This window comes from Polyangium jinanense, from assembly GCF_028435365.1.
Map to the genome: position 1 here is coordinate 565,194 of NZ_JAGTJJ010000001.1, position 22,663 is coordinate 587,856.

A 22,663-nucleotide genomic window follows, 5' to 3' on the forward strand; every position below is an offset into this window, starting at 1 on the left:
GCCGCGCGTGGCATTTGCCCCGGCGGGGCGGTCGGCGTAGATCGCCTCGCATGACCCTCGCCCCCGCATACGGAGCCGAGAGCCCCATCGCCGAGCTGCTCGAACCCGAAGACCTCCTTCCCCTCGCCGAGCGCAGGCTCGTGGGCAACTACCGCCAGGCCCCGTTCGTCCTCGATCGAGGCAAGGGTTCCGAGGTCTGGGACACCGAGGGACGTCGTTACCTCGACTTCTGCGCCGGCGTCGCGGTCTGCTCGCTCGGCCACGCGCACCCGCGTCTCGTCGCCGCCATCGCCGAACAGGCCGCGCGGCTGATGCACGTGTCGAACTACTTCTACAACGCCGAGAACGCGCGCCTCGCCGACGAGCTTTGCAAGCGCAGCGGCATGGACCGCGCCTTCTTCTGCAACTCGGGCGCCGAGGCGAACGAGGCGATGCTCAAGCTCGCGCGTCGGTACTTCTTCTCGAAAGGCGAGCCCGATCGCTACCGCATCATCGCCTTCGACAACGCGTTTCACGGACGCACGATGGGCGCCGTCGCGCTCACCGGTACGCCGAAGTACCGCGAAGGGTTCGGCCCGCCACTCGCCGGCGTCACGCACGTTCCGTACGGCGATCTCGACGCGGTGAAGGCCGCCATGGGCCCGGATGTCGCGGCGATCTTCGTCGAGCCCGTGCAAGGCGAGGGTGGTGTGATCCCGCCGCCGCAAGGCTTCCTCCCCAGCCTGCGCAGCCTTTGCGACGAGCACGGCGCGCTCCTCTGCCTCGACGAGGTGCAGACGGGAATCGGCCGCACGGGCGCTTTCCTCGGCACGCAACACGATGGCGTCGAAGGCGACGCGATCGCGCTCGCGAAGGGCCTCGGCGGCGGATTTCCGATCGGCGCGCTCCTCATCAAGGAGCGCCTCAACGGCGCGCTCACGCCAGGCACGCACGGCTCGACGTTCGGCGGAAACGCGCTCGCGTCGCGGGCCGCGCGCACCGTGCTCGCCGTCCTCGACGAGGAGAAGCTCGTCGAAGGCGCCGTCATCAAGGGAAAGCGCCTCGCCGAGGGCCTCGCGGCGCTCACGAAGGAGCACCCCACGCTCTGCACGGGACAACGCGGCCGCGGCCTCTTGCAAGGCCTCACGCTCGCGCAAGGCGTCGACACGCGCGCCGTCCTCGGCCGCGCCCGCGCAGAGGGCCTGCTCCTGACGGTCGCCGGCGCGAGCACGCTCCGCTATACGCCCCCGCTCGTCGTGCACGAGTCCGAGATCGACGAAGCGATCGCCATCACGGGCCGTGTACTCTCGGAGATGAAGCCGTGAAGCGTGATCTGATTCGACTCTCGGACCTCGGGGACGGCGGCATCACCGCCATGCTGGATCGCTCGGCCTTTTTCGCCCGCGTGCGAGGCAAGGCCGAACATCCGCGGCCGCTCGCCGGCCACGCCGTCGCCCTCCTCTTCGACAAGCCCTCCACCCGCACGCGTCTCTCGCTCGAGGTCGCGACCTACGAGCTCGGCGGCCACCCGATCATCGTCACGCCCGACTCCACGCAGATGAGCCGCGGCGAGCCCACCGAGGACACCGCGCGCGTGCTCGGCCGCATGGTCTCCGCCGTCACGTACCGCACGAGCACCACGGCGCGCTTCGAGGCCATGGCCCGCGCATGTCGCGCCCCCGTGCTGAACGCGCTCACCGACGACGCGCACCCGATGCAGGTCCTCGCCGATCTGCACACGACACGCGAGGCGCGCGGCCGGCTCGAGGGCCTGCGCATCTGCTGGGTCGGCGACGCGAGCAACGTCGCCCGCTCGTGGATCGAGGCCGCGGGCCTGCTCAAGCTCGACATCACGCTCGCGACGCCGCCCGCCTTCGCCCCACCCTTGCCCGAGGTCGAGGAGGCGCGCGCCCGCGGCGGTCGCATCACGGTCACGAGCGACGCGCGCGAGGCCGCGAAGGACGCCGACGTCCTGCTCACGGACGTGTGGGTCAGCATGGGTCAGGAAGACGAGCGCGAGTACCGCATCGGCGCGCTCTCGCCCTACCGCATCACGCAGGAGCTCGTCTCGCTCGCGTCACCCGAGGTCGTGGTGCTGCACTGCCTGCCTGCGCATCGCGGTGAGGAGATCGACGCCGACGTGCTCGAAGGCCCACGGAGCTTCGTGTGGGACGCCGTCGAGTCGCGGCTGCACACGAGCAAGGCGCTGCTCGAATGGGCCGCGCTCGGGCCGGACTTCGGCCCGCCGCCGTACGCTGTCGGCCGCGGCGGCGCGGCAGGCTGAGGCTCGACGTTGCGAGCACTCGGACCCGTCGCCGATCCCGTGCCGTGCTCGGGGTGCGGCAAGCTGCTCGATCCGCTGCGCGCCGGCCACGTCGCGATCTTCGACAGCAAGTTCCACTTCTTCTGCGATCGCCACGCCTGCCGCGCCCGTTTCCTCGGCGAGCCCCCCGGTGAAGCCGAGAACACGCGCGCGGCGCGGGTCCCGCTCTCCTTCTTTGCGCCCCGACGGTCCGAGCCCGAGCTCGCGCGCGGCAACATCGACGCGCCCATCGTCCCTTTTCACGCGCCCGCTTCGAGCGACGCCGCGCTCCCCGAGCCGCCCGCGCCCTTCGACGACAGGACCCTCGTCGAACCCATCGCGCACGCCATCCACACCGAGGAGCCTTCCCGCATCGACGTGCCCGAGGCGCGCGACATCGGCGCGCTCCTGCTCGTCATCGCCACGATCGCCGGCACGCTCGCGGTCGCGCTCGGCCTCGCGGGTGACGCGGCCCTCGTCATCGGCGCGCGCATCGTGCTCGCGTCCGTCGGCGCCGGCATGCTGGTCGGCCGCGCCGCCACGACCCCGCGCGAGCCCTCCGATCCGCATCCCGCGCCGATCCTCGCGCCCTCGATCCTCTCGCTCTTCCTCGCCGCCTTCGCCGCGCTCCGCGCCCATCCTTCGCTCGGCGCCGAGGCCGCTTCGCTCGCCGGCATCATCGTCACGGCGACGGCCGTCGGCGCGTGGCTGCTCGAAGGCGCGCGGCACGCGTCTCTCGCCGAGCGCGCCTTCGTCGCGCAATCGCTCGCCGTGCCGGGCAGGCGCGCGCCTGACGACGGCGCGACCGGCGAGATCGCCAAGAACAAAGTCTTCGACCTCTGCCCTGGCGAGCAGATCCTCGTCGAGCCCGGCGAGGTCGTCCCCGTCGATCTCGTCGTCGGTTCGGGCGAGGTCTTCGTCCTGCCCTGGCTCGGCGCGACCACGCCCGTGCGCAGGCGCGCGGGTGAGCCTGTCGTCGCGGGCGCGAAGGTCGTGCGCGGCAGGCTGCGCGGCACCTGCACCTTCGCCGGCAACGACCGCGCGTTCGCGCGTGTCCTGCTCGATCCACGCCGCCGCGCCGACGCCCTCGCTCCGATCGCGCGCGCCTCGCGGGCCCTCGCCGAGCGCTGGGCGCTCGCGGCGCTCGTGACCGGCGCGCTCTCCGCGTTCATCGCCGGCGGCCGCACCTACGTGGAGATCGCGATGACCGCCGTCGCATCGCACGCCGCGCTCGCGACCACGCTCATCGCGGGCGTCGCCGGCGTGCACGTCGCGCGTGGCATCCTGCACGCGCAGCGCCGCGGCATCGCGTACAAGAGCGAGGGCGCGTGGGACCGCGCGGCGCGCGTCAACGTCGCCGTCTTCTGCGCGCGCGGCACGCTCCTCCTCGGCGAGCCCGAGCTCGCGGAGCTCGAAGCTCCGGGCGGCAAACTCGAGCCGCTCGACGTCCTCTCCCTCGCGGCCGGCGCCGAGCGCGGCGAAGAGCACCCGATCGCCACCGCGATCGTGCGCGCTGCCGTCACCCGCTCCGTTCGCCCCGACGGCGTGCGCAACGCGCATCATGTCCCGGGCCTCGGCGTCACGGCCGTCACGAGCTCGGGCGAGGACCTCTGCGTCGGCAGCCGCGCGCTCCTTCTCGCGAACCGCATCTCCATCGCTGCGGCCGAGCAACGCATCGCCGAGCTCGAGGCCCTCGGACGCACTGTCGTCCTCGTCGCGGTCGGCGCGCGCCTCGTCGGCATCCTCGGCTTGCAGGATGGCCTCCGCCCGGGCGCGCGTGCTGCGGTGCAACATCTACTCGACGCGCAGATCGAGCCCGTGATCATGTCGGGCGACGCGCGCGAGACGTGCGAGGCCATCGGCCACTCGCTCGACGTCGACCACATTCGCCCTGAGGTCTTGCCGACCGAACGCGCGGCTGAGGTCCGCCGGCTCATCGACGCGGGCATGTCCGTCGCGGTTCTTGGTCATCCGGGCGTCGACGAAGGCGCGCTCGGCGCGGCGGACGTCGCGGTCGCGCTTGGCGCGGCGGGCTCGTCGCCGGGGGATCTTTCCGTCTCGCTCGCCTCGGACGACGTGCGGGACGCCGCGCTCGCGCTTGCCATCGCGCACCGCGCGCGCCTCGAAGCGCGCGTGGGCCTGGCAATTGCCGTTCTGCCTGCGCTCGTCGGGGCGATCGCGGTGGCGTTCGGCGTTCTTCCGCCGGCGTATGCGCCGCTCGCCTCGCTGCTCGGGGGAGCGATGGCGGTTTTGCACGTGCGAGCGCTCGATCGCGTGCGAGAGTCCGGAACGACGCGAGGACACACGTGGGAAAACGGCCCAAGCGCCCCTTGACGCACGCAAACGTGAACGGGATAAATGACGCCATGGTCGCGAGCCTGAGGGAGGAAGCCGTGACCCTGGACAGGGCCGCCGTGGATCGCTTGCGGGCTCGACTCCAGGCGTACATGGCCAAAAAGGGACTGCGCTCGACCGCGCAGCGGCGGCTCATCGTCGACACCTTCTTCGAAGGCGCGTCGCACATGACGATCGAAGATCTCCTCACCGAGGTCCGCGCCCGCGACAAGGGCATCGGCTACGCGACCGTCTACCGCACGCTCAAGCTTCTCGCCGAGTGCGGCGTCGCCTCCGAGCGTCGCTTCGGTGACGGCCTCAGCCGTTACGAGCTCGCCGACGACGCGAAGGCGCACCACGATCATCTGATCTGCATCAGCTGCAGCACGATCGTCGAGTTCGAGGAGCCGCGCATCGAGGCGCTGCAGGACGAGGTCGCGCGTCGTTACGGCTTCCAGGTCAGCTCGCACAAGCACGAGATGTACGGGACCTGCGCCGACTGTCAGAAGAAGGTGTCGTGAGGGGCGCGCCCCTCTCCTGCGAGGGAGAGGGGCCGAGGTTTTACTCGCCGACCTGCGCGACGTAGCTGACGCGCGCGACCGGATCGTAGAGCGGGTTCAACACCTGCACCGGCGGAGCCACGAGGCCCGCGTACTGCGTGTTGTCGAGCACCACGTAGTAGAGCCCCGGCGCGAGGCCGAACTTGCGCGTCTGCGCCGGCCCCGGCGCGAGCGGCGCGCCGCCGAGCACCGGCCCCGGCGCGGGCCCGAGCGGCTGACCCGTCTGGTAGCCCTCGCGCCACGGATCGCCGACCATCTTGCTCACGATCATCACGTCGACCGTCGGCCCTTGCACGCTCATCGTCAGGTAGAGCGACTGCCCCGAGGCGACCTCGAAGGGGCCGAGGTAGTCGCGCGCGTTGCCGTGGATGTCGACGCTCTCGTTCGCGAACGTGAAGCGCTCGTCGTCCTGCACCTTGAACGGCTTGATGGGCTTGTTCGGCGGCGTGAGGGTCCCGAGCGTGAACTCGTTGCCGCGGTCCTCGTTCGCGACGACCGTGAAGCCGCGCGTCAACTCGCCCGTCATCACCTGGTTGCCGAAGAAGTTCGTCAGCGTGCCGAACGGCGGGATGTTCGAGGCCACGTTGAACGCGGCGTTCTCGATGTACCCGACGCGGAAGTCCGGCCCCGAGATGATGCGGTTGAGCCGCCCCCACACGTAGATGTCTTCGTCGGCGATCGCGAAGTCCGGCCGGAGCTCGATCGTCGTCGACGCCGAGAACCCGACGCGCTTGGCCGGGTTCATGTAGCCGTAGCCCGTCCCCGAGAAGCTCACCGCCACCGTCTGACGCGCGTCATCGACGGTGTAGCTGCACGTCATCGGGAAGAAGCGACCCATCGCCGGCGAGGCCGAGTCGGTCTTCAAAGGAACACCGAGCTTGAGCATCTCCGGGCAGATCCGACTCGCCCCGAAGTTCGAGAAGAGCCACCACCGAAGCTGCGGGTTCGCGTTCACCACGGTGCCGGCGCAAGGGCAGCCGGCCACGGCGAAGGAGAGCGCGAGCACGAGCAGGACCAAGAACGCGCCCGCCGGTCGGGCGGACGACTTGCGACGGGAACGAAGCACGCGGGTTACCATAGCGACAGAGCGGGCGAGCGTGTCCGGGAACCTGCACCAGGAAGCCGGGATCCAGGGCGCGCTCCGTTGAAGGTGGAAGCAGGCCAGAGCGGGAAAGGTGCTCCTTGGACGACCGGGAAGGCGATCTTCCTAAAAAAAGGGCACGAATCCGGCACTTCGGAGGCTCTTGGAGGAATCTGGCCGGGATTCGTCGGTCGGATTTGACCTCTCCGTCGAGCAGGCCTACAAAAAGCGAAGCAAGCTAGCACAGGGGAGGGAGACGACGACCCCGGGTAACTCGTAGGGACGGATGCGATCATGAGTGACCTGACGAACCGCTCTCGCAAGATCCTGCTCGCCGTCGTCACGGAGTTCATCTCGACAGGCGCGGCGGTGGGAAGTCGCACGCTCGCGCGTAAGTACGGGCTCGATCTCTCGGCAGCCTCTGTCCGTAACGTGCTCGCCGATCTCGAAGAGGCGGGATACCTGAAGCAGCCCCACACGTCCGCGGGGCGCGTCCCGACGGACCGCGCGCTGCGCCTCTTCATCGACACGCTCGTCCAGGCGCGCGCCTACAGCCCCGAAGAACAGGCCAAGCTCGGCCAACGTTTCGCCGAGATCTACGCGGTCGCGACAGACCCGATGCGCGAGGCCGGGCGTTACCTGTCGGAGCTCTCCGGTACGGCCGCGGTCATCGCCTCTCCGCGCACCGAGCTCCGCGCGCTCTCGCAGCTCCGCTTCATCCCCACACGCCCCGGCCAGCTCCTCGCCGTGCTCGTCTTCTCCGACGGCACCGTCGAGAACCGCTTCATCCAGATCGAAGAGGTCCCCGCCGAACCGGAGCTCACGCGCATCCACAACCTGCTCGCCGACGTCATCGAAGGTCGATCGCTCGGCGAAGCACGCGACCTCTTCGCGCGTCGTCTCGCGGACGAACGCATCGCGCTCGACGCCCTGCGTCGTCGTGCCTTCGAGCTCGGTCGTCGCGCCACCGCGGACGTGAACCGTCGCGGCGGGGACGTCGTCATCGAGGGCCAGGGCAAGCTGATCGATCTGCCCGAGTACGCCGATGCCTCGCGCTTGAAGAAGCTCCTCCGCACGCTCACCGAGCGCGAGGATCTGCTCACGCTGCTCGACAAGGTCATCGCCGCGGGCGCGGTCACGGTGTTCGTCGGCAGCGAGGCCGGTGAGCTCGGCGAGGGTGATCTCAGCCTCGTCGTCGCGCCGTACACGGAGCATGGACGCGTCGCGGGCACCGTCGGCGTGCTCGGTCCGACGCGCATGGACTACGCGAAGGTCATGCCCCTCGTCGACGCGACGGCCACCGCGATGAGCGAAGCGCTCGGCGGACGACGCGGTTCATCCTGACGCGCGCAGTCGTTCGAGGACGCTCTCGAAATCCTGGGGCGGCGGTTCTTCGAAAAAAACCTCGTCGCCCGTCTGCGGGTGGATGAAGCCGAGCTCCGCCGCGTGCAGCATGAGCCGCGGCGCGTCGATGCGCGGGCCCGCGTAGTTACGCACGTACACGTTCTCCCCGACGATCGGATGTCCCGCTTCGGAGAGGTGGATGCGGATCTGATGCGTGCGTCCCGTCTCGAGACGGCATGCGACGAGCGTCGCGCCGCGCAACCGTTCGAGCGGCTCGACGTGCGTCACGGCGAGCTGACCTTCACCACGACGCTCACCCTCTTCGAGCGATCCGCGCAGCCCGTCACCGCGGTCCGCGACGAGCCTCGATCGGAACGTCCGCTTGCCGATGTCGCCGTGCACGATCGCCAGGTAGACACGACGCACCGAGTGCTCGCGGAACTGCTGCGTGAGGTGCTTCTTCGCCGCGAGCGTCCGCGTGAAGACGAGCAGCCCGCTCGTCGCCCTGTCCAGCCTGTGCACGATGCCGAGCGGCGCGCGCCCGCGGATCCGATCGCGACGCGCGAGCAGATCACGCACGAGCGCGTCGAGCGTCTTTTCACGCTCCTCGGGCGACTCGTCCCCGAACGGGATCGTCGAGATCCCCGCGGGCTTTCGCACCACGACGACAGCCGGATCCATGTGCACCACGAGCTCCTCACCGAGCTCCGCGAGCCGCGCGACCTTGCGCGACGGCGCGCGCGGGTGCCGCGTGATCTCCGCACCGGCCCGCGTCTTGCGCATCGGATCGAGGATCTGCGTACCGTCGACCGCGATCTTTCCGGTCTCGATGAGCCTTCGTGCGTCGGACCAGGACACCGCGGCGAGCGTCCGGACGACGCCGTCGAGCGGTCGACCCCCGAGGTCGGGCGGGACGACCCAGGTCGCGTCGGGCGAACCGAGCGAGCTCGCGGGCTGGCCGGCGGGCGGCGGTGTGCGAGGAGAACCACGCAGGGCGGTGCGGGGGCGTTTGCGAGGCGGGGGGCGCGAGGACATGCAGGAAATCAGCGGGATGGCGGACCAACCGTGCGCTCACGATGACGTGCCGCGCATGAATACGCCGCTCGATTTTTCCTCGCGGGCCTCGACTGCGCTATGCTCGCCGCGCTCTTCAAGAGCAACGCTCGATCGTGGGCGCTCGACATCGAACGCCGCATGGGCGCCCGCGGCGGAAAATCATCCGGCTTGTTGACACGCTGCGCGCGCGAGACCGAAGATAGCGCGAAAGACAGCCCCAGCGGCGCTTTACCCCAGAGGAGACCGTTCCGTGGCCAGCACCATCCTCGCCGTCGACGACAGCGTGACCATGCGCAAGGTCCTCGAGATCACGTTCGCGGGTCCCGAGTTTCGCTGCGTGGCGGCCAATGGGCACGACGCGGCCCTGGAGAAGCTCAAGACCGAGAAACCTGCCCTCGTGATCGCGGACGTCACGCTCGAGGGCAAGAGCGGTTACGACCTCTGCAAGGCGATCAAACAAGCTTCGCCCGCGACCCAGGTCCTCATCCTGTCGTCCAAGCAAAACCCGTACGATCAGGCCAAGGGCTCGGCGGCCCAGGCCGATGACCACATCGACAAGCCGTACGACAGCACGGCGATGATCGACAAGGTCAAGAAGATGCTGGCGTCGCCCGCGAAGCCGGCCGAGGCCCCGAAGGCCGCCGCGCCGGTCGCCGTGCCGACCCCGGTCCCCGCGGCCCCCGCCAAACCCGCCGCCGCCGTGCCGACCGCCGCGGCCGCCGCAGCTGCCGCGCCGCCCCAGCGCGCCAAGACGATGCTCTACAACCCGGGCAACCCGGGCGGCGTGAACGCAGCGATCCCGGGCGTGCCCCCCGCGGCCACGAAGCCCGAGCCCGCGCTCGCCAAGACGGATGTCTCGGCCAAACCCGGCACGGCCGCCGCCGCCGCCGTGAACGGTGGTCAGATGGCCGCGCGCCTCGAAGAGATGGGCCTGACGCCCGCGCAGATCGAAGGCGTGCTCGCGCTCTCGCGCGAGGTCGTCGAGCGTGTCGTGTGGGAGGTCGTCCCCGTCCTCGCCGAGACGCTCATCAAGGAAGAGATCGCGCGTTTGACGAAGTAGCGGCGCGATCCGCTACCCGCTGCTCCCTGAGCCATCCGACCGCGTCAAGCTGGCGATGCCTTGACTTGCCAGCTCGACCAGTCGTTCCCGCAACGCAGGGGGTTCCACGGCGTCGAGGCCATCGATCACGCCCAGCAGGTGCCGCGCGAACTCGCGAACCGACCGGTAAGGAACGCAGCGTTCGAGGACTTCGTCGGGCGCGACCCACGCGTCCTTCTGCTCGGGATGCCAACGTATCTCGGAGATCCAGCGAGCCACAGGACCACGAAAACGGACAATCGCGACCCCGGGTCGATCTTCATCGATGCCGTAGCGAGGGTCGCCTTCGCTCCACGGATCGGCCGGCACCGCGGCCGTCGGTTTTTCGCTTGACAGGCGGGTCAGTTTCGTGACGTTGGCGAGCCGAAAGGTACGCGGCGCTTTACGAAGCTGCGAGTAGCCACGGACATAAAACACGCCGTCGTGGAGCCAAACCTGCCAGGGCTCGATTCGATGCAGTTTGAGCTCGTTTGCCCATGGACTCCGGTACTCGATCGACACGACCTCGCGCCGGACGGCGCGCAGAAGCTCGAGCACCCACCTGGGCTCGCGCAGCATCGCCGAGCGCTGTGTCACGCGCAGAGCGTCGCCCCTGATCGGGGTCTTCTTCCCGTCGCCGACGCGCTCGGCAAGCCCCCGGAACAGCGCCCATGCTCTGGTCGCGCACTCTCCCTGCCCCACTTCCTGCAGCAGGCCGGCAGCGGTGAGGATGGCTTGAAGATCCTCGTTCGAGGGATCAGTGAGCGGCAGGCTGAACGTGCGGTCGACGAGCTGGTACCCACGCAGCGCTGCGACGTACGGAACCTCGGCGCCTCGATCCCGTAACCACTCGATGGCTCGTTTGATGGTCTTCTCCGAGGCGCCTGCGCCGCGCTGCATCTGCTGGATCGGCACGGACTCCTCACGCTGAAGCAGGCGCAACACCTTCTTGGCGACGTCCTCGACCCGGCTCCCTCCAGAGCGCGCCGCTGCCTTGAGCATGTACGCCAATGTACCATGAAGACGAACCATCGCCGTCCCGGGCGGTGGGTCCCGTTTGGACCCACCAGATCGTTCAGGCTCTCCGGCGAAAGGAGTTCGTCGATGCACAGCAGACGTTACGGAGACATCGAGGAGATCGCCTCGAAGACCGATGGCAACTGCCATCTCTGTCACGACCCCGTGGAGGTCGCGTTTTATGGGCCCACCGGAGCGTTCGGCGAGGAGACGGTCACCGTGGACCACCTCGTTCCTCAGAGTTTTGGAGGCGACGACGACCCCGACAACCTCATGATCGCGCACGGGCGATGCAACAGCATCCGCGGCACACGGGATGCGGAGCTCGTGCGCCTTTCGCTCGCGGGCACGACGCGGGCGCCCATGAGCGGGTCCGAAAAGGACGCGGTGGCTGTCGTCGGCGGGATCGGCTTCGGTCTCCTGGCAGGAGCCGTCTTGGCCAAGGAGCAACCTGATGGAACGCGGCGATTCAACACGGAGGCCGCGGCCGTGGTGGGTCTGTTGGCACTCCTTTTCCGCTCCGCGGCTTAGAAGTCGGCCCCCTCACGTCATGGGCGTTGCTTCCACAGCGGGGTGACTCCTACCATCCCCGAATGGAGGAGACCTTCATGAGCAACGCCGAACACCTCAGCCGTCAAACCCTCGAAGAGACCCCTGCCCGCGTCCTCGCCTTTCTTCGCGGCGTGGGCACGTCCGCCGTCATTCGCACGGCCCTCGCCGGGCGAGGTTATTCGTCCGAGGAGCACGCCCAGGGCTGGGAGCTACTGCATCGCGTCTCGGGTTATCGGGATCCGAAAGCTGCCTCGACGGACGACACGGACGCGCAGAAAGCAATCGTCGCGCTCGACGCCTGGGACGAACCCAATTTTCGCGTGAGCCGCGCCGCGCTCGAACGATTGCACCCGGCGCAGGCGGCGTTCGTATTCGATGGCCTCGAAGCGCAGGTCGGCGCGGGCGCCGTCCTCTCGGTGCGTACCTTCCTCGATCGGCTCGACGCGCTCGAGAGCGCGCCCGAGCGAACAGCGACGCGCAATGCGGACCACGCGGCGCTCGCGACGCTGGCGAAACGGGGAATCACCAAGGATGAGCGAAAGCGCGTCCGAAAACTGGTGGAAGCGGCGCAGGCGATGGGCGCGCCGGCCGAGGCAGAAGCCGATTCGACGGCCGACGCGCGGCGCGCGGACCTCGTGGCATTACGCGCCTGGTTCGACGATTGGTCGGAGACGGCGCGGACGGTGATCACGCGGCGGGACCATTTGATCCGGCTGGGGCTCGCGAAGCGCAAGAAGGCGGCAAAGCAGGCGGAGGGCGGTGAAGAAGGGAAGAGCGGGGCGGAGGGGTGATGTTCTCCCTCGACGCTCTTGCGCGGGCTGCCTGATCCCCGAGGACGAGGAGATTTGCGCCCTCGGCGAGAGCAACGGCGAGTCTGCTTTGGTTGTAGAGGCGTCGCCCGCGCCCCTCGATCCCGGCCCGTGACGATCATTCTTGCCCGGCAACTTGGTTTCCTGTCCGGCTACCGGCCAACTGCTTGACCGAGAGCAGCGCCAAACCAAGGCTCACCATGGCTCCTTCGGGGGGCCTGGTTGGTGCATGCCCCTGCTTTTCGTCGGTTTCACCCGAAAGGAGGACAACATGTCGATGAAATTGGCAAAATCCGTCGGAATGATTGGAATGGTGGGAGTGATCGCCAGCGGTATGATTGTAGGCTCGGAGGCTTCCGCGCTCGCGCAGGAGCTGATCGTCAATGGCAGCTTCGAGGAGCCGCACCTGGCATCCGAGACGTGGCGCACGTTCAACTCCATTCCGGGCTGGCGCCTCGCGCGGGGTGCAGACATTGAGATCCAGGACTACGTGGCTGGTAGCCCGCATATCGGGAGCCAGCACGTAGAGCTTGATAGCCACAGCAGCACGTCGATTTTCCAGGACATCCCCACTCGACCAGGACAAGCTTACACACTCTCCCTCGCGTTCTCGCCGCGCCCCGGCACCCCGGCCAACGACAATATCCTGAAGATTCACTGGGACGGTAGGTATCTTGATACAGTGATGATGTCCGGAGAGGGGTTGTCCGATACTCGCTGGACGACGAAGTCATATATCGTCACCGCGACCGGCCAGACAACCCGACTGGAGCTCCGTGACGCAGGCATCTCGAACGGCCTAGGGACCTACGTGGACGCGGTCTCGCTGCGGCTACGGTGACAACGCTGCGCTGGCACAGATGCCAGTCGCTCACGGCACCGGGCGGAAGCTGGAGCATCGACCGGTTCGATGCTCGGAAGATCGCGAAGCGATCTTCCCTCGGGGGTCCGGAAGGTCGTTCAGCGCGGGAACTCGTCGAAAACCACCGAGTCTGGAACCGTGACCCCCAGGCCCGTGCCGACCTCGGTGCCGTCCTGGCGGAAGAGCCGATACGTGGACTGAAGGTACCACGCAGCGATCGCCTTGCCCGCGGGGACCGACAGCGGGATGGTCCACGTATCCACCTTACCAGTCCGCAATGTGATCGTTTTCGTGTAGGTAAAGTCCATCCCCATGGTCGCGGACGCGCTCAATTTGATCGGACTAATCGCCTCCCACGCGGCTTCCCCCCCCATTGTCGCCGAGATACCCACCTTCGCGGACCACGCGTCCGCGTCCCATTTCTCCTCGGAAGCCGAGTGGGTGAAGCTCACCGCCTGGTCCCTGGTGCCCTGGTTGTACGCCCAGTTGATGAGCACGTAGCGATCGCTCCGCCGCAGCGTGTAAAGTGGGCTGAGCACGAATCGCTGCGCGTCGGTGTACTGGGCGTCGTGGACAAGTACGAAGGGCACCTGCGCCTCGTAGACGGCGATCACCTCCTCATGGGGGGATGGGCGCGCGAAGCTGTGGAGTCGCGGAAACACGTCCGGAGACTGGTACTTGGCCAAGGTGGGGATTGGCACCCGCAGGGCCCAGAGCAGCTCGTCGTGCTCAGGCTGGCTGCGGGAGGCCACCCCGTAGAAGGTCCCCGGCTGGATCCAAGCCTCCCCCGAAGGGGCGCCACTCTGCGCCTTGATGGTCCACGAGCCGAACTCATGCCTCGTCCCGGTCTCGCGATTGTTCCAGATCAGGTCGCCCGGGAGCCCTGGCGCCGCCAGATCAGCGCGAACGCAGCGGATCTCGTCGACGCGCGGCTTGCCGTGGCCGCGCGTGCTCACCAGCCCCATCGCCACATAACCCTGGGGCGGCACCGGCCGCCAAAATGAGCCATCCATACTCGCGCCCGAGCCCCTGTCATTCCACACTGGCTTCAGGTCAACCGGCGGACGCAGCGCCGGCCGGCTCGGATCCCTCGACGTATCCTTGACGACCAGGACCAGATCGGTGTCGGTCGGCATATTGTAGTTCTTACGCCCGTAATGGCCGAGGGCGTAGAATCCATCCGGCGGCAGCGGCCGGTAGTAGGCCCCGTTGTATCGACCGCCGCTGCTCCGGTCGTTCCAGGTAAGCTCGAAGCGGTTCGTGAACTTGATCTCCAGATCCGACGCTGCGTCCTGCTCCAATAGGTCCGCTGCGCGCGGCTCCGCCAGCGCCTCCGTCACCGATCTGACCCTGGCCGTAGGGAAAAGGGCCAGGCTCGCCACCTCGACGTTATCGGCTTCCTCCGTGGGATCTGCGTCTTCGCTAGAGCGGGCGACGCAGCTCGAAACGAATGCCCCGCAGAACAGCACGACCATGCAATTCCGTACCTTCATGACCTCCCCCCTTGCATGAGGACACTGCGCCGCGACGCGCGGGATTGAAGCGCTCGAGCGTACGCTTGCCCATCGAACGTACTCATGGAGAGGAGGGGGCGCGTTGTCACGCGCGGCTTGCGTTCCCACGCCCGCGTCCGCTCCCACTCCCCCCTCCCTCTTCCTTTTCAGCCCCTCGCGAACCCTGTCGAGCTCGCCTCCGCCCTGTCGCCCGCACCCCGAAGCGTGCCGCCTCACCAACCTGAAAATCCTGCCGCCGCTCCTCGCCCTCCGCTCCTCCCCAGGACGAATTTTCCCTGCCCCACGCGCCTCCTTGACACCCGACGAGGCTTCCTCTTCGGCTCCCTCCCCTCCGCCCGCGCCTCCGACAAGCTCCACGCACGTCTGACAAGCCCCCGCTCCGCCCCGACAAGCCGTTCCAACGCTCGGGGCTGCGCTCGGACAAGCCGAGCTGCGCCCCGAACCCCTTCCCCTCGTGCCGCGGTGTGGCAATGTGCCTGCCCTCCGATGAGCACTGCCGAACTCGCAAAAGCTTACGAGCCGAAGGACGTCGAACCCCGCTGGTACGCCTACTGGGTCGAGCACAACGTCTTCGCCGCCAACCCCGATCCGGCGGACAAACGGCCCGTCTACGTCCTGCCCATGCCGCCCCCGAACGTGACGGGGTCGCTGCACATGGGGCACGCGCTCTTCGTCACGCTCGAGGACGTCCTCACCCGCTGGCATCGCATGCGCGGGTTCAACACGCTCTGGCAGCCCGGCATCGATCACGCGGGCATCGCCACGCAGACCGTCGTCGAGCGTCAGCTCCGCCGCGAGGGCAAGAGCCGCCACGACCTCGGTCGCGAGGCTTTCACCGAGCGCGTCTGGCAGTGGAAGGCCGAGAGCGGCGGCCGCATCGCGCTCCAGCAGCGCGAGCTCGGCGCGAGCCCCGACTGGCCGCGCAGCAAGTTCACGATGGACGCGGACATGTCGCGCGCCGTGCGTGAAGCGTTCGTCCGTCTCTACGAGCAAGAGCTCATCTACCGCGACACGCGCCTCGTGCACTGGGACTGCGAAGCGCAGACCGTGCTCTCGAACCTCGAGGTCGAGAACGAAGAGGCGAACGGCGAGCTCTTCGAGTTCGCGTATCCGATCGCCGGCGGTGAAGGCGAGCTCGTCGTCGCGACGACGCGCCCCGAGACGATGCTCGGCGACACGGCCGTTGCGGTGCACCCCGACGATCCTCGGTACAAGCACCTACACGGGAAATTCCTGCAGCACCCGTTCCTCGATCGAAAAGTCCCGATCATCACGGATGCGATCCTCGTCGATCCGAAGTTCGGCACGGGCGCCGTGAAGGTCACGCCGGCGCACGACTTCAACGATCACGAGACGGGCAAGCGCCACAAGCTCGAGATGATCTCCATCATGAACAAGGACGGCACGCTCAACGCCGAGGCGGGGCCGTTCGCGGGGATGGAGCGCTTCGCCGCGCGCAAGGCCGTGAAGAAGGCGCTCGACGAGAAGGGCCTCGTGCGTGGCTCGAAGAACCACACGCTCGTGCTCCCGCGCAGCGAGCGGAACGGCTCGATCGTCGAGCCGATGATCTCGACGCAATGGTTCGTGAAGATGAAGCCGCTCGCGGGCCCGGCGCTCGCCGCGGTTCGTCATGGCCACACGAAGATCATCCCCGAGGACTGGACGAAGACCTACGAGCACTGGATGACGAACATCCTCGACTGGTGCATCTCGCGCCAGCTCTGGTGGGGCCATCGGATCCCGGCGTTCTACTGCGACACCTGCGGTCACCTGATGGTCACGCGCGAGGATCCGACGGCGTGTGAGAAGTGCGGCGCGGATAAGCTGCGCCAGGACGAGGACGTGCTCGACACGTGGTTCTCGAGCGGGCTCTGGCCGTTCTCCACGCTCGGCTGGCCGAACGACACGGACATGCTCCGCAAGTTCTACCCGGCGAGTGACCTCGAGACTGGCTACGACATCCTGTTCTTCTGGGTCGCGCGCATGATGATGATGGGCATCCACTTCATGGGCGTGCCGCCGTTCAAGCGCATCCTCTTGCACGGGATGGTCGTCGACGAGACCGGCGACAAGATGAGCAAGGTGAAGGGCAACGTGATCGATCCGCTCGACCTCGTGCACGGCGCGACGTTCGATTCGGTCGTGGAGAAGACGCTGCCCGGCGCGCCGCGCGAGGAGTCGCTGAAGAAGTTCAAGAAGGCCTACCCCTCGGCCTCGCAGATGGGCGCGGGCTTCTCCTCGTACGGCGCCGACGCGCTGCGCTTCACGCTGAGCACGTACTCTCCGCAGGCGCGGCGCATCCCGCTCTCGCCGAAGAAGATCGAGGGCAACCGGCACTTCTGCAACAAGATCTGGAACGCGGTGCGTTACGCGCTGCCGTACCTCGAAGGCGCGCGCGTGACGAGCGAGCCGCCGAAGGCCACGACGCTGACGAACCGGTGGATCCTCTCGCGGCTCGGCGCGGCGCTCGAGACGACGAAGAGCGGGCTCGACGAGTTCCGTTTGGATGAAGCGGCGCTCGCGCTCTACCACTTCTTCTGGGGCGAGCTCTGCGACTGGTACCTGGAGCTCACGAAGCCCGTGCTGAACCCGAGCGCGGGCGCGGTGCCGGGGCCGGAGCAGGACGAGACGAAGAACGTGCTCGCGTACGTGGTCGAGGCGTCGATCCGCGCGCTGCACCCGTTCATCCCGTACATCACGGAGGAGCTCTGGCAGCGTCTGCCGCGGCCGGAGAGCGCGCCGAAATCGATCGCGCTCGCCGCGTATCCGGAGCCGGGCACGGTGCCGCGGGATGCGGACGCCGAGCGCGAGATGGGCACGGTGATGGCCGTGATCTCGGCGGCACGAACGATCCGTAGCGAGCACGAGGTGCATCCGGGCGCCGAGGTGCCGCTCGTGCTCCGCGCGGAAGGCGAAGCGGCGCTGTCGCTGCTGCGCGCCGAGGCGCGCGCGATCAAGACGCTCGTGAAGACGACGGCGGAGCCGGCGATCGAGGCGCGCGGCGCGGCGCGTCCGAAGGGCGCGGTGATGAGCGTGGCGGCGGGCGTGGAAGTGCTCGTCGACCTGCGCGGGCTCGTCGAGGGCGCGAAGGAAGCGGCGCGGATCGAGCGCGAGATCAAGAAGACGGAGAAGGACATCGCCGCGCTGGAGAAGAAGCTCTCGCTGCCGAGCTTCGCGGAGAAGGCGCCGCCGGAGGTGGTGGCGGAGTCGCGCAATCAGCTGGAGGAGCTGAAGAAGAAGCGGACGGGTCTGGAGGAGGCCAAGAGTTTGGCGGCGGAGCTCGGATGAACAAGGTATCGTTTGTCCACGGAGGTCCCGGGATGAACGAGCCCGCGCACAAGCTCAAGTACACGTTCGCCGAGTACATCGCGTATGACGAGGCGAGCGAGACCAAGCACGAGTTTCTCGACGGCGAGATTTACGCCATGGCGGGCGGCACGGGTCGACACTCGCTGCTCACGACCGCGATGAGCGGTGAGCTGCGTATCGCGCTCCGCAGCCGCCCGTGCCGCGTCTTCAGCCCGGACATGCGCCTTCGCGTGCAAGAGACGGGACTCGCGACCTACCCCGACGTGGCCGTCGTCTGCGGCCACATCGGGTACGACCCCGAGAGCGCGACCACGTACACGAACCCCATCGTCCTCGTCGAGGTGCTCTCCCCGAGCACCGAGAGGTACGACGGGATCTACAAACTGGATCACTACCTGCGCATCCCCACGCTCCGCGAGTACCTGCTGGTCTCACAGAACGAACCCCACATCCAGCACTACACGCGCAACGAGGATGACTCGTGGACGTTCCGCCACGTGCGGCCCCCGCAGCCCCTCAAGCTCCCCTCGGTCGACGTCACGCTCTCGCTCGACGACATCTACCGCGGCGTCTTCGACCCCTGACGCCTAGGCTCCCCACCAGAGCATCTCGTGCACCTGCATCTGCCCCTGGATGCTCACGATCACGCGTAGTTTGTCCCCGTCCGTCTCCACGACGTGCGCGGGAAACCCGTCCGCGGGATAAAACGCGCTCTTCACGAACCCCTTCGCGTCGAGCCAGAACAGGTGCACGCCCTCGGGCGTTGGCCCGTGCATCAAGAGCATCCGCCCGCCGCCGAGCCACACGAAGTCGAGCCACTTGAAGCCGAGCTCCGTGAAGCGCTCCGCCGACGGGAAGTCATCTCCCACGTCGCGCAACTCCGGCAGATGCGCCCGCAGGTGCTTGTAGAGCAGGTCGTACCGCACCTTCGCGAGCCGCGGCATGCGCCGGTCCGGCTTTGCTATCACGGGCAGCGCGTCCGCGTCGAACGTCGGCACCTCCACGTGCGTTCGGTATCGATCGACGAGCCGCGGGTGATCGATCTCGTCGTCGGACAGCGCCTTCAGCCACCACCCGAAGATCGACAGATCCCCCGTGCCCGCGCGTGACGTGAGCCGCACGAGCGACTCCCAGAGCGGCCTCCGTACTTGCCACTCGCCCCCGTGGTTCTTCACGACGCACGCGCCCACGTAGAGCGCGCCATGCGTCACGAACTGCACGAGAAACGGAGGTTCTCCCTTCGCCTGCGGTTCGAGCCAAGCATCCCGCTTCTCGCGCGTGAGCCGGGCGCCGAGCCGATGCACCGACGCGTCCGAATAGTCGAGCGCGAGGTCGGGCGCGCCGAGGACCTTCGGCGCGAGGTGGGCGAACGTCGCGGCGATCTCGTCGATCTGCGCGAGGATCGCCGGGTTTTTCCCCGGGTTCGCGTCTTCGGTCCGTGCCTTCTGAAGGTCGAACCGGACGTCCTTCGGATAGTACGGCTGGAAAAACCTGGCGAACAGCAGCTCGGCGGTGCGTTTTTCGGCGCTCATGGAGGGGGGACGCGCTCAGAACATCTTCTTGCGCTTCGAGGACGACAGGATGCCGAGCATTTCTCGGTACTTCGCGACCGTTCTCCGCGCGATGCGGATGCCGTCCTGGTCCTCGAGGATCTTCACGATCGCCTGATCACTCAGCGGGTTCGACTTGTCCTCCGCCGCGATGATCTTCTTGATCGCCTGCTTCACGCTCTCCGAGGCGATGTCCTCGTCCGCGACACGGTGGATCGACGAGTTGAAGAAGTACTTCAGCTCGAAGAGCCCCTGCGGCGTGTGGACGTACTTGTTCGACGTCACGCGCGAGATCGTCGACTCGTGCATCCCCACGCTCTCGGCCACGTCGCGCAGGATCATCGGCTTCAGGTAGGCCACGCCTCGCTCGAGGAAGTCCTTCTGCTTCTCGACGATGCACTCGGTCACCTTGATGATCGTCCGCCGCCGCTGCTCGATCGCACGGATCAGCCACTGCGCGGAGCGGAGCTTCTCGCTGATGAACTCCTTCGCCTTCGGGTCCTTCAGCATCCGCTGCGCCAGACCCTCGTTGATGAAGAGCCGCTGCAGACCCTTGTCGTTGTCCGTCACGACCCACAGGTCGCCGTCCTTGATGACGTAGACGTCGGGCGTGATGGCGATCGTCTTGTCGTCGACCTCGGCGAAGTTCCGCGCCGGGACGCTTTCGAGCTTCTGGATCTCCTGGACCGCCTCGTAGACCTCCTCGAGCGAGATCTTCAGCGCCTTGGCGATCGCCGGAAAGTTGCGCCGCTCGACGTTGTGGAGGTGGTCCTTGATGATGGCCATCTCGATCGCGTCGTAGCCGAGCACCTCCGCCTGGATGCGCAGGCACTCCGAGAGGTCGCGCGCCGCCACGCCCACCGGGTCGAAGCGCTGGAGCATCGCCAGCACCTCCGGCGCGTCCTCCGGGTCGAGCCCCGACTCGTTGGCGAGATCGTCGAGCGTCAGGTCCGGACGCTTCGTCCCGTCCGGGTTCTCCCCGCCCGACATGTCGAGGTAGCCGCGCTCGTCGAGGTTGCCGATGACGAGCTCGGCGAAACGACACTCGTTTTCCACGAAGTCGCTCATCTGGAGCTGCCAGAGCAGGTGCTCTTGCAGGCTCAGGTTCCGGGTCAGGTTCTGCTCGATCGGCGGCAGCTCCTCGAACCCCCCGCGCTGCGAAGGCATCGCCTGCTGGAGCTGGCGGTTCTCGAGGAACTGCTCCCAGTCGACCTCCTTCACCCGTTTTTCGGTGTCTCGCATGGCGAGATCGGTGTCGGAGTGCTCCGCGTTCGCCCGTTCGAGGGTCATGTTCGACCGACCGTCGAGGTCCTGCGCCTCCCGGCCCGTCGTCCCCGAGGCGTCTCTCGACTTCGAGGACACCGATTCGCCCGAGTCGTCGGCGAGCAGCGGGTTGCCGTCGAGCTCCTTGCGGATTTCCTCTACCAGTTCGAGGCGCGACAGCTGTAGCAGCCGGATCGCCTGTACCAGCTGCGGCGTCATCACCAGCTGCTGGGACAGCTTGAACTGGAGCTTCATCTCCATGCCCATCGAGAGCTCCTACCTGGTCGAACACCCTGGGACCCCCACGCCCGGTCGGCGTGGGGAGCGAGGTCCGGACCGACTACGTGCCCGGTACCGCATCCCACCCTAGCACTGAAACCTGTCGCGGCCCGAGTCTTGCTTTGTCTCGTCTATAAACTCTTGGTTCAAAAATTGCGCATCCGTAGCCCCGCGACAAGCCTTGCCACACGGTGTTCTGAAACACAATCGCTGGAGAAGCTCCCTCACGCCTCAGGAAAATCCTGATGAACCCCTCAGTCAGGGATGGACGTGAGGCCCAGCCCATGATGTTGTACGAGCAGCCTAGCTCACGCGCTGCACGGCAACATAGGGGGGTTCCATGGGTTTGCAGGAAGGCGAGACACAAACCACGACGACCAAGCCAGGCGCCCGCGCCCTCGAAATCCTCGAGCGCTCCGGCCTCCGCGGCCTGCCCGAGTCCACACGACACGCCTTGATCGACGGCGGGAAGGTCGAGCGCCTCCTCCGCCGTCAGCGAATCGCACAACAAGGCGAGCTAGCCCCCGCCTTGTTCCTCCTCGGCAAGGGCCGCGTGAAGCTCGAGCGCGCCAGCAGCGGGCACGTGTTCCCGGTCGGTCACCGAGGCCCTGGCGACCTCGTCGGGGAGGCCGCGCTCACGGGCAATGTCGCTCCGGAGCACGCCATCGTCGCCGACGAGGTCGAGGCGCTCGTGATCCCGGCCACGTTCCTGCGCCGGCTCGCGACCACCGATACCCTCTTGCAAGCCGTCGTGGCGCGGGCGCTGCTCGAAGGGCAGCGCGCCGCGGAAGACCGGCTCGCCTCTCTCCTCTTACGCAGCGTCCGCGCGCGGCTGGTCGAGCTCCTGCTCGATGGGCTCGACCGCTGGGGCGAACCCCATCGAAGCGGGACCGCCCTCTCCGCTCCCTTCACCCACGCCGATCTCGCGAGCCTCATCGGCTCGACGCGCGAGACCGTGACGCTCGAGCTCGGCAAGTTGCGCCGCGCCAAGCTCATCGAGCTCGACAGGCGCCGGATCGTCATACTCGACCGCGACGCGCTTGCGCGGTACGCCGAGACGCCGTGATGCGACGGACGAGCGGGAAGACGCCGGAGCGCGGAGCGGCCCGCCTTGTCGCACGCACGCCGAAGACCGCGTCGAGGAGCCGCTCGAACGGATAGGGCTTGACGATCACGTCCGCGAAGTCCGCGGACTCGTGGCGGGGCAAGGGCTGGCTCGTCGTGACGATCACCCGGTGCGGCACGTTCCCGTGCGCGCGCATCCGCTGAAGGATCTCCACACACTTCGGCGAGGAGCTCGAGAGATCGATGACCGCGACGTCGTACGTCCGATGCCCGAGCTCCGCGAGCGCCTCGTCGAGCGTCGCCGTCTTCGTCACCTTCGCGCCGCGATTCGTGAGCAGAAGCGCCGTGGCTTCGCGCATCAGTTGTTCTTCATCCAAGAGCAGGATCGTCGGTACATTGAGCATGGCGCCGCGGCACCTTGCAGCGCGCGTGCCGTCAGGGTTCGGCGTCGGCGAGTTGGTTTCTGAGCTTACCAGCGTTCGTCGCCGCGCCTGAAGATCCCTGGTTCAAATGGCGCCCCCGCGGCTGCCTGGTTCCTTTCTGTACGAGGACGCTCTGTGCCCGAAGGAGGCTTGCGTGAGCCTCCTTGCGCGCAAATCGGTGACCAAACACGGGCAATCGTCGTCCGAGGACATTGCCGCGTGATTGCCGTGCGCGCTTTCTTCCCATCAACGAGCGGTCGGGACGTGGAAAGGTCGTCGACCAGACA

At 67.7% G+C, this 22,663-nt stretch carries 19 protein-coding genes; 12 read left to right on the forward strand and 7 right to left on the reverse strand.

Annotation, left to right across the window (positions count from 1 at the left end; genetic code table 11):
* Positions 1-50: 50 nt before the first annotated feature.
* From KEG57_RS02250 to KEG57_RS02265, 4 genes are read left to right on the forward strand one after another with little or no spacing between them, the layout of a single operon-like run.
* Positions 51-1,304, forward strand: coding sequence for an aspartate aminotransferase family protein (locus KEG57_RS02250; protein ID WP_272458051.1), 1,254 nt, complete (start codon positions 51-53; stop codon positions 1,302-1,304).
* Positions 1,301-2,263, forward strand: coding sequence for an ornithine carbamoyltransferase (gene argF / locus KEG57_RS02255; protein WP_272458053.1), 963 nt, complete (start codon positions 1,301-1,303; stop codon positions 2,261-2,263). Before KEG57_RS02250 ends, argF begins: the two co-directional genes overlap by 4 nt.
* A 9-nt stretch (positions 2,264-2,272) precedes the next feature.
* Positions 2,273-4,615, forward strand: coding sequence for an HAD-IC family P-type ATPase (locus tag KEG57_RS02260; protein ID WP_272418282.1), 2,343 nt, complete (start codon positions 2,273-2,275; stop codon positions 4,613-4,615).
* A gap of 59 nt (positions 4,616-4,674) precedes the next feature.
* On the forward strand, positions 4,675-5,136 hold the full coding sequence (locus KEG57_RS02265) for a transcriptional repressor (protein ID WP_308215602.1): 462 nt from the start codon (positions 4,675-4,677) through the stop codon (positions 5,134-5,136).
* Between the two features lie 40 nt (positions 5,137-5,176).
* Here the strand turns inward: KEG57_RS02265 and KEG57_RS02270 are convergent, their stop codons facing one another.
* Positions 5,177-6,241, reverse strand: a complete 1,065-nt coding sequence (locus KEG57_RS02270; protein ID WP_272418281.1) for a hypothetical protein — start codon at positions 6,239-6,241, stop codon at positions 5,177-5,179.
* A gap of 309 nt (positions 6,242-6,550) precedes the next feature.
* On the opposite strand from KEG57_RS02270, the gene hrcA reads away from it, so the two are divergent.
* Positions 6,551-7,600, forward strand: a complete 1,050-nt coding sequence (gene hrcA, locus KEG57_RS02275) for a heat-inducible transcriptional repressor HrcA (protein WP_272418280.1) — start codon at positions 6,551-6,553, stop codon at positions 7,598-7,600.
* Here the strand turns inward: hrcA and KEG57_RS02280 are convergent.
* On the reverse strand, positions 7,592-8,635 hold the full coding sequence (locus tag KEG57_RS02280; protein WP_272458055.1) for an RluA family pseudouridine synthase: 1,044 nt from the start codon (positions 8,633-8,635) through the stop codon (positions 7,592-7,594). The genes hrcA and KEG57_RS02280 overlap by 9 nt on opposite strands.
* 271 nt (positions 8,636-8,906) lie before the next feature.
* On the opposite strand from KEG57_RS02280, the gene KEG57_RS02285 reads away from it, so the two are divergent.
* Positions 8,907-9,716, forward strand: coding sequence for a response regulator transcription factor (locus KEG57_RS02285; protein ID WP_272418278.1), 810 nt, complete (start codon positions 8,907-8,909; stop codon positions 9,714-9,716).
* A 12-nt stretch (positions 9,717-9,728) separates the two neighbouring features.
* Here KEG57_RS02285 and KEG57_RS02290 read toward each other — a convergent pair whose 3' ends face one another.
* Positions 9,729-10,736, reverse strand: coding sequence for a helix-turn-helix transcriptional regulator (locus KEG57_RS02290; RefSeq protein ID WP_272418277.1), 1,008 nt, complete (start codon positions 10,734-10,736; stop codon positions 9,729-9,731).
* Positions 10,737-10,838: 102 nt separating this feature from the next.
* Here KEG57_RS02290 and KEG57_RS02295 point away from each other — a divergent pair, with 102 nt between their 5' ends.
* The 3 genes from KEG57_RS02295 (at position 10,839) to KEG57_RS02305 (ending at position 12,953) form a co-directional block, all read left to right on the forward strand.
* Positions 10,839-11,282, forward strand: coding sequence for an HNH endonuclease (locus KEG57_RS02295; RefSeq protein ID WP_272418276.1), 444 nt, complete (start codon positions 10,839-10,841; stop codon positions 11,280-11,282).
* A gap of 77 nt (positions 11,283-11,359) precedes the next feature.
* On the forward strand, positions 11,360-12,094 hold the full coding sequence (locus tag KEG57_RS02300) for a hypothetical protein (RefSeq protein ID WP_272418275.1): 735 nt from the start codon (positions 11,360-11,362) through the stop codon (positions 12,092-12,094).
* Positions 12,095-12,383: 289 nt separating this feature from the next.
* Positions 12,384-12,953: a DUF642 domain-containing protein gene (locus KEG57_RS02305; protein ID WP_272418274.1), complete on the forward strand. Its 570-nt coding sequence runs from the start codon at positions 12,384-12,386 to the stop codon at positions 12,951-12,953.
* Between the two features lie 119 nt (positions 12,954-13,072).
* Here the strand turns inward: KEG57_RS02305 and KEG57_RS02310 are convergent, their stop codons facing one another.
* Positions 13,073-14,449 carry a Vps62-related protein gene (locus KEG57_RS02310; protein ID WP_272418273.1) on the reverse strand — a complete coding sequence of 459 codons (1,377 nt, stop codon included), beginning with the start codon at positions 14,447-14,449 and terminating at the stop codon, positions 13,073-13,075.
* 525 nt (positions 14,450-14,974) lie between these two features.
* On the opposite strand from KEG57_RS02310, the gene KEG57_RS02315 reads away from it, so the two are divergent.
* Together KEG57_RS02315 and KEG57_RS02320 are read left to right on the forward strand one after the other, a co-directional pair.
* Complete coding sequence (locus KEG57_RS02315; RefSeq protein WP_272458057.1) at positions 14,975-17,776, forward strand: valine--tRNA ligase; 2,802 nt, start codon at positions 14,975-14,977, stop codon at positions 17,774-17,776.
* 32 nt (positions 17,777-17,808) lie between these two features.
* Positions 17,809-18,381, forward strand: coding sequence for a Uma2 family endonuclease (locus KEG57_RS02320; RefSeq protein ID WP_272418271.1), 573 nt, complete (start codon positions 17,809-17,811; stop codon positions 18,379-18,381).
* Positions 18,382-18,384: 3 nt separating this feature from the next.
* Here KEG57_RS02320 and KEG57_RS02325 read toward each other — a convergent pair whose 3' ends face one another.
* Together KEG57_RS02325 and rpoN are read right to left on the reverse strand one after the other, a co-directional pair.
* Complete coding sequence (locus tag KEG57_RS02325; RefSeq protein WP_272458058.1) at positions 18,385-19,329, reverse strand: hypothetical protein; 945 nt, start codon at positions 19,327-19,329, stop codon at positions 18,385-18,387.
* Between the two features lie 15 nt (positions 19,330-19,344).
* On the reverse strand, positions 19,345-20,877 hold the full coding sequence (gene rpoN, locus KEG57_RS02330) for an RNA polymerase factor sigma-54 (protein ID WP_272418269.1): 1,533 nt from the start codon (positions 20,875-20,877) through the stop codon (positions 19,345-19,347).
* Between the two features lie 352 nt (positions 20,878-21,229).
* On the opposite strand from rpoN, the gene KEG57_RS02335 reads away from it, so the two are divergent.
* A complete protein-coding gene (locus tag KEG57_RS02335) occupies positions 21,230-21,955 on the forward strand; it encodes a Crp/Fnr family transcriptional regulator (RefSeq protein ID WP_272418268.1) in 726 nt (241 codons plus the stop codon).
* Here the strand turns inward: KEG57_RS02335 and KEG57_RS02340 are convergent.
* Entirely contained in the window at positions 21,909-22,358 is a 450-nt protein-coding gene (locus KEG57_RS02340; RefSeq protein ID WP_272418267.1) for a response regulator, read from the reverse strand. The genes KEG57_RS02335 and KEG57_RS02340 overlap by 47 nt on opposite strands.
* Positions 22,359-22,663: the final 305 nt, after the last annotated feature.

Excerpts from the sequence above, each read along its gene's own strand:
- KEG57_RS02295 (WP_272418276.1), top strand. The coding sequence starts at position 10,839 with ATGCACAGCAGACGTTACGGAGACATCGAGGAGATCGCCTCGAAGACC.
- KEG57_RS02320 (WP_272418271.1), top strand. The coding sequence starts at position 17,809 with ATGAACGAGCCCGCGCACAAGCTCAAGTACACGTTCGCCGAGTACATC.
- KEG57_RS02315 (WP_272458057.1), top strand. The coding sequence starts at position 14,975 with ATGAGCACTGCCGAACTCGCAAAAGCTTACGAGCCGAAGGACGTCGAA.
- rpoN (WP_272418269.1), bottom strand. The coding sequence starts at position 20,877 with ATGGGCATGGAGATGAAGCTCCAGTTCAAGCTGTCCCAGCAGCTGGTG.
- KEG57_RS02290 (WP_272418277.1), bottom strand. The coding sequence starts at position 10,736 with ATGCTCAAGGCAGCGGCGCGCTCTGGAGGGAGCCGGGTCGAGGACGTC.
- KEG57_RS02250 (WP_272458051.1), top strand. The coding sequence starts at position 51 with ATGACCCTCGCCCCCGCATACGGAGCCGAGAGCCCCATCGCCGAGCTG.
- KEG57_RS02280 (WP_272458055.1), bottom strand. The coding sequence starts at position 8,635 with ATGTCCTCGCGCCCCCCGCCTCGCAAACGCCCCCGCACCGCCCTGCGT.
- KEG57_RS02340 (WP_272418267.1), bottom strand. The coding sequence starts at position 22,358 with ATGCTCAATGTACCGACGATCCTGCTCTTGGATGAAGAACAACTGATG.
- KEG57_RS02335 (WP_272418268.1), top strand. The coding sequence starts at position 21,230 with ATGGGTTTGCAGGAAGGCGAGACACAAACCACGACGACCAAGCCAGGC.
- KEG57_RS02300 (WP_272418275.1), top strand. The coding sequence starts at position 11,360 with ATGAGCAACGCCGAACACCTCAGCCGTCAAACCCTCGAAGAGACCCCT.
- KEG57_RS02305 (WP_272418274.1), top strand. The coding sequence starts at position 12,384 with ATGTCGATGAAATTGGCAAAATCCGTCGGAATGATTGGAATGGTGGGA.
- KEG57_RS02325 (WP_272458058.1), bottom strand. The coding sequence starts at position 19,329 with ATGAGCGCCGAAAAACGCACCGCCGAGCTGCTGTTCGCCAGGTTTTTC.
- KEG57_RS02310 (WP_272418273.1), bottom strand. The coding sequence starts at position 14,449 with ATGGTCGTGCTGTTCTGCGGGGCATTCGTTTCGAGCTGCGTCGCCCGC.
- hrcA (WP_272418280.1), top strand. The coding sequence starts at position 6,551 with ATGAGTGACCTGACGAACCGCTCTCGCAAGATCCTGCTCGCCGTCGTC.